At 57.8% G+C, this 6,207-nt stretch carries 4 protein-coding genes; all 4 read right to left on the bottom strand.

Features of this window, described 5'->3' with window-relative positions:
• Positions 1-1,360, bottom strand: a 1,360-nt coding sequence (locus ACFDSS_RS12995) for an alpha-D-glucose phosphate-specific phosphoglucomutase (protein WP_375256158.1), incomplete at its 3' end; no start/stop codon positions are given.
• 3 nt (positions 1,361-1,363) lie between these two features.
• A complete protein-coding gene (glgX, locus tag ACFDSS_RS12990; RefSeq protein ID WP_375256157.1) occupies positions 1,364-3,448 on the bottom strand; it encodes a glycogen debranching protein GlgX in 2,085 nt (694 codons plus the stop codon).
• A complete protein-coding gene (gene glgA / locus ACFDSS_RS12985) occupies positions 3,445-4,875 on the bottom strand; it encodes a glycogen synthase GlgA (protein WP_375256156.1) in 1,431 nt (476 codons plus the stop codon). The genes glgX and glgA overlap by 4 nt, the downstream gene beginning before the upstream one ends.
• A complete protein-coding gene (gene glgC, locus ACFDSS_RS12980) occupies positions 4,872-6,128 on the bottom strand; it encodes a glucose-1-phosphate adenylyltransferase (protein WP_375256155.1) in 1,257 nt (418 codons plus the stop codon). Before glgC ends, glgA begins: the two co-directional genes overlap by 4 nt.
• Positions 6,129-6,207 lie beyond the last annotated feature (79 nt).

Genomic DNA, 6,207 nt, shown 5'->3' with positions numbered 1-6,207 from the left:
CATCGGCGTTTTCGACGGTCAGATTGCCGACGGACTTGCCTGTCAGACCGCCAAGCTTGCCGCGCAGGGTGTCGATCATGTCGTTGGCCTTATCGCTCTCGACATCTTCGTAATCGAGGCGGGCGTAATAGCAGCGGCCATGCGCCGTCCAGAGATCGGACATCAGCGCGGAAACGGATTTACCTGTTTCGGCCAAGATGTTCAGCCACAAAAGCACCGCCCAAAGCCCGTCCTTTTCACGGACGTGGTCAGAGCCTGTTCCGGCGCTTTCCTCACCACAAAGCGTGACCTTGCCAGCATCCAAAAGGTTGCCAAAGAACTTCCAACCGGTCGGCGTTTCAAAGCAATCGATACCGAGGCTTGCGGCCACACGATCTACCGCGCGGGACGTAGGCATGGAACGCGCCACGCCGGATAAACCACCGCTGTATGCAGGCGCGAGATGCGCGTGCGCCGTCAGAAGCGCAAGGCTATCTGACGGGGTCACATAGGCCCCGCGCCCCACGATCATGTTCCGGTCGCCGTCGCCATCAGACGCGGCACCGAAATCTGGCGCATCCGCGCCATACATGATGTCCATCAGCTCTTTCGCCCAAATCGGGTTGGGGTCAGGATGCCCGCCACCAAAATCGGGGCTGGGGGTGCCGTTGATGACCGTGCCCGCAGGTGCGCCAAGCGTTCCCTCAAGAACGGCCTTGGCGTAGGGACCGGTGACGGCGTGCATGGCGTCGAAGCACATTGTAAAACCACTTGCAAAGAGGGCACGTATTTTTTCGAAGTCTACAATGGTTTCCATCAAATTGGCATAGTCCGCCACAGGGTCGACAATCTCAACCATCATGTCCTCAAGCGTCTGGGTGCCGATGGTTTCCAGATCAATATCGCTAGCGGCGATGATCCTGTAGAAGTCGATATCCAGCGTCCGCGCAAAGATCTTGTCAGTGACCGCCTCAGATGCGGGGCCGCCATTGGGACCGTTATACTTCAAACCAAAGTCCGCATTTGGGCCGCCGGGGTTATGGCTGGCCGACAAGATTAGCCCGCCCCCTGCTTTGCGCAAGCGGATCAAATGCGACGCGGCAGGCGTAGACAGGATACCACCCTGCCCAACGATGCATTTCGCAGCGCCATTCGCGGCGGCCATGCGCAAGATAATCTGGATCGCCTGATCGTTGAAATAGCGCCCGTCGCCGCCCACAATCAGGCCCTTTCCTTCAACCCCACCGATCCCGTCAAAAATCGCCTGCACGTAGTTTTCCAGAAAATGCGGTCGCTTGAAGACAGCCGTCTTCTTGCGCAACCCGCTGGTGCCCGGCTTTTGCCCCTCGATCGGGGTGGTGCGTACATTTTGCATTGGCATATCTTAGTCCTCCTCCGTCTCATGCGAGAAAACGACCACGCTCTGCGCCGCGACATGCATGCCGGGCGTCACTTTGATCGCATCCTCTTGGCTGGTGTCAAATCTGCGGACCCATGCATCACCTTTGGGCAATGCAGGCGGGACGATATCGACCGCGGCACCTTGGTTGAGGACCACCAACAAGGCCCCCTCTCGTTTCACGTATTCCGGTGATCCTGACGCCATGCGCATTTCCGCAATCAGCGTGTCAAGTTCGGGGTTGTCCCAATCGTCCTGCGTCATCGGTTCGCCATTGGCGCGCCGCCAGAACAGGTCAGGTTCACCGTCAACCAAGCGTTGCCGCGAATGCAGGAACCGCGTCTGCCGCAGCAATGGGTGCATTTTGCGGAAGGCGATGGCCTGTTTGCAGAAATGGAAGAACGGGTCGCCGTTTTCGGGCCAATTGACCCAGCCGATCTCATTGTCCTGGCAATAGGCGTTGTTATTGCCACCCTGCGAATTGCTCAGCTCATCACCCGCCAGCATCATCGGCGTACCTTGCGACAGCATCAGTGTGGCGAACATGTTACGCTTGCGGCGCATCCGGGCGGCGTTGATTTTGGGGTCTTTCGTTGGCCCCTCCACCCCGAGGTTATCGGAGTGGTTGTTCGAATGCCCGTCGCGGTTATCTTCGCCGTTCGCCAGATTGTGCTTGCTGTTGTAGCTGACTGTATCTGCCAGCGTGAAGCCATCATGGGCGGTCAGGAAATTCAGCGATGATGTCGCCGCCCGCCCGTCGTGATCGAAATAGGGTGCTGACCCGACGAGGCGCTCTGCCGTATGCCGCGTCTTGCCTTTGTCACCGCTCCAGAAGCTGCGCACATCATCGCGATACTTGTCGTTCCATTCCGCAAATGGTGCGGGATAAGCGCCCAGTTGATAGCCGCCCGGTCCGATGTCCCAAGGCTCTGCGATGAGTTTGACTTGGTTCAACACCGGGTCCTGCCCGATCGCGCGAAAGAACGGCCCGTCGCGTTCAAACCCGCGTGCCGTGCGCCCAAGCGCTGAACAGAGATCGAAGCGGAAGCCATCCACATGCATGACCTCCACCCAATAGCGCAGACTGTCCATCACCAGCCGGATTACGAACGGATTTTCAAAGTCGAGCGTATTACCGCACCCTGCATCGTCAATGTAGAAGCGCTTATCATCGGCCAGCCTATAATAACTGGCGTTATCCAATCCCCGAAACATCAGCGTCGGCCCTAGATGCGAGCCTTCGGCAGTGTGGTTATAGACAACGTCCAGAATGACCTCGATCCCGGCGGAATGAAACCGCCGGACCATCTGCTGAAATTCAGCGATATCAGCGCCTTGCATATAGCGCGGCTCGGGGGCGAAGAACCCGTAGGTCATATAGCCCCAGTAGTTTGTCAGGCCCCGATCAAGCAGGAATTTCTCGTTCAGGAAGGCCTGCACGGGCAAGAGTTCGACCGCCGTCACGCCCAGATCATTCAAGTGCTCCAAAATCGGGTCAGAGGCCATCGCAAGATAGGTGCCGGGGTTCGGGATATCCTTGCGTTCGGCTGTCAGCCCTTTGACATGAGCCTCATAGATGATCGAGCTTTCCAACGCATGACGCGGCTCTGCGGCGTTCTCCCAGTTGAATGTCGGATCAACGACGATGCTGCGCGGCATATAAGGCGCGCTGTCGGTCTTGTTGAAGCTCAGGTCCTTGTCTTTGTGGCCCGGCGTGTAGCCGAACAACGCGTCGTTCCATTTGGGGTGGCCAGTCAGTTGTTTGGCGTAAGGATCGATCAGCAGCTTGTAAGGGTTGAACCGATGCCCATCCTGCGGCGCATAGGGGCCGTCCATGCGGAAACCATACTGTTGCCCCGCCTTCATCCCCGGAAAATATCCGTGCCAGACGTGGCCTTCGCGTTCAGGCAATGCGATATTCTGGCTCTCGTTGCCCTCTTCATCAAAGAGGCACAACATCACCTTGGTCGCATGGCGTGAAAAGACGGCGAAGTTGACCCCGTCGGGATCAACCGTGGCACCAAGCGGTGAGGGCCGCCCGGGACGTGTCTCAAACGGGCCAACGTTCACTTTTGGCCCTCTGTCAGGCTGTCATAGACGGCCTTATAGTCGGCAGCAGAGGTTTCCCAACCTACGGGCTGCTTCATTGCGTTGCGTTGCATCGACTTCCACATGGGTTTGTCTGCATAAAGGTCGCAAAGCCGCCCAAAGGCATTGGCCAGCGCTTGTGCCTCAATTGGAAAGAATTGTACTCCGGTCGCCACATTTTGCGCCAGTGCGGCCGGCGATGCGTTTATCACCGTATCCGCCAAACCACCTGTCAGCGCAACGAGTGGCAGCGTGCCATAGCGCAACCCATAAAGCTGGGTCAGACCGCAAGGTTCAAAGCGTGACGGCACAAGGATCACGTCACCTCCGGCCATCATTTTATGGGATAGCGCCTCATCATATCCGATCTTGACCGACAGGTTTTCATGGGCGTCAGCGGCTTCAAGCAGGGCGACCTCAAGCTTGGGATCACCCGAACCGAGCAGGGCTATCTGGCCGCCGCGATCCAGCAGGGCGGGCAGCGTTTCGAGCAAAAGGTCGATGCCCTTTTGTTCAGTCAAACGTGAGACCAGAACGCACGTCGGCCCGTCAGAGGGTCCAAGCCCGAAAGTCTTGCGCAGCGCTTTCTTGTTGGCCGCTTTGCCTGCGGCGGTCTTGTAGGGTTTGATATTCGGGTCGGTCGCCGGGTTCCAGACATCCAGATCAATGCCATTCACGATGCCGATCAGGTCTGCCTGACGTGCGCGCAGTAAGCCATCCATGCCGATCCCGAAAGCGGGTGTCAGCAATTCCTCTGCATAGGTTTGCGAGACGGTTGTGATCTTGGCGGCGCCGACCAGCCCCGCTTTCAACGCAGAGATTTGGCCCCAAAACTCAAAATGGTCGGCATTGAACCGCGCAGGATCGAGGCCAAGCCGTCCCAGCTTCTCTGCGTCGGTATTTCCGTGGAACGCGATGTTGTGGACGGTAAAGACGAAGGGTACCTCGCATTGCAAATTGTTCAGGTATTCTGGCGTCAGGCCTGCCTGCCAGTCGTGGCCGTGGACAATGTCAGGGGTCCAGTCGCCCAAACCAGCGTCCGCAATCTTTGCTGCAACCTGACAAAGGGCCGCAAAGCGTTCGGCGTTGTCTGACCAGTCTTTGCCCGTGGCATCGCCGTAAATCGCCCCGTCGCGGTCATAAAGATGCGGGGCGTCAAGGATCAGCAGATCAAGACCTGCGACGTTGCAGGCCAGCAATTTGGCGGGCCCTCCAAGGAGGTCCTTGTATGCCGCGACTTTCTTCGTCTTGCCAAGCTGCGCCAGCACCGTTCTGTAGCCGGGCAGCAGCGTGCGCACGGCAATCCCGTGTTCGGCCAATGCGCCGGGCAAAGCGCCCGCCACATCGGCCAGCCCACCGGTTTTCACCAGTGGGGCGCATTCAGACACAACAAAAAGCGCCTTGGTCATGTGGCAGCGGCCCTCTTGTCCAGCATGTCTTGTGTGATGAGTGTCGTACCGCGCTCTGTCACACGGAACCACTTTGCGTCCTCGGACGGGTCTTCGCCGACGACGAGGCCTTCGGGAATGACGACCCCGCTATCAACAACCACCTGCCGCAAGCGGGCTGACCGATGGACCACGACATTCGGCAAAACTACTGCATTATCCAGCACCGCGTATGAATTGGTATGCACATTCGTGAACAGCACAGAATTGCGCACCTCCGTCCCTGAAATAATGCACCCGCCCGAGATCATCGAAGAGATCGCCATGCCGCGCCTGTCGCGTTCATCATGGATGAACTTGGCAGGCGGGACGCTTTCGTTATACGTCCAGATTGGCCAGTCCTTGTCCCACAGGTCCAGCTCTGGCGTGAAACTTGTCAAGTCGATGTGCGCCTGCCAAAAGGCATCAACGGTACCCACATCCTTCCAATAGGCAGGGGCGCCATCCGCCCGCACACAGCTTTCATCAAACCGGTGCGCCATGGCTTTGCCGCTGGCGACAATACCGGGGATCAGGTCATTGCCGAAATCATTGGTCGAATTGGGGTCCTCGGCATCTTTCAACAAAAGTTCGCGCAGGAACTCCCAGTTGAAGACATAAATCCCCATCGACGCCAGCGCCTTGTCGGGATTATCCGGCATCCCCGGCGGATCAGCCGGCTTTTCCAGAAAGCTGGTGATGCGCCCGTCTTTGTCGGTGTCCATGACGCCAAAGGCGGTGGCTTCCATGCGTGGTACAGTCAGACAGCCGACGGTCACATCCGCCTGTGTTTCGACGTGCTGGCGCAGCATGATTTCGTAGTCCATTTTGTAGATGTGATCGCCGGCAAGGATAATCACGTAGTCCACTTTGTAGCTGTCAACGATATCAATGTTCTGGGTCACTGCATCTGCCGTGCCCTTGTACCAGCTTTCATTGCCGCCGCGTTGCGAGGCAGGCAGCACGTCCAGAAATTCGTTGCGTTCGGAGCGGAAGAAGTTCCAGCCGCGTTGTGTGTGGCGGATCAGACTGTGCGCTTTGTACTGGGTCGCAACGGCCAGTTTACGGATACCGGAATTCACCGCGTTGGATAGTGCAAAATCGATGATCCGTGCTTTGCCACCGAATGGCACGGCAGGTTTCACGCGCCGGTCTGTCAGTTCTTTCAGGCGGCTCCCCCGGCCCCCTGCAAGTACGAATGCCATTGACCGTTGTGTAATACGTTTTGTCGGCATGATTTCTCCTCCCCCTTTATGTCTTGTCTTTCTTAACGCTATTGCGTTTTTGTAGCACGACCACCGACAGTGGCGGCAG

It is taken from the genome of Yoonia sp. (genome assembly GCF_042093035.1).
Taxonomy (GTDB): Bacteria; Pseudomonadota; Alphaproteobacteria; order Rhodobacterales; family Rhodobacteraceae; genus Yoonia.
The sequence above is the reverse complement of the archived record's forward strand: the minus strand, read 5'-3'. Positions and strand labels throughout refer to the sequence as shown.

Coding starts and splice junctions, on each gene's coding strand:
- glgC (WP_375256155.1), bottom strand. CDS start 6,128: ATGCCGACAAAACGTATTACACAACGGTCAATGGCATTCGTACTTGCA.
- glgA (WP_375256156.1), bottom strand. CDS start 4,875: ATGACCAAGGCGCTTTTTGTTGTGTCTGAATGCGCCCCACTGGTGAAA.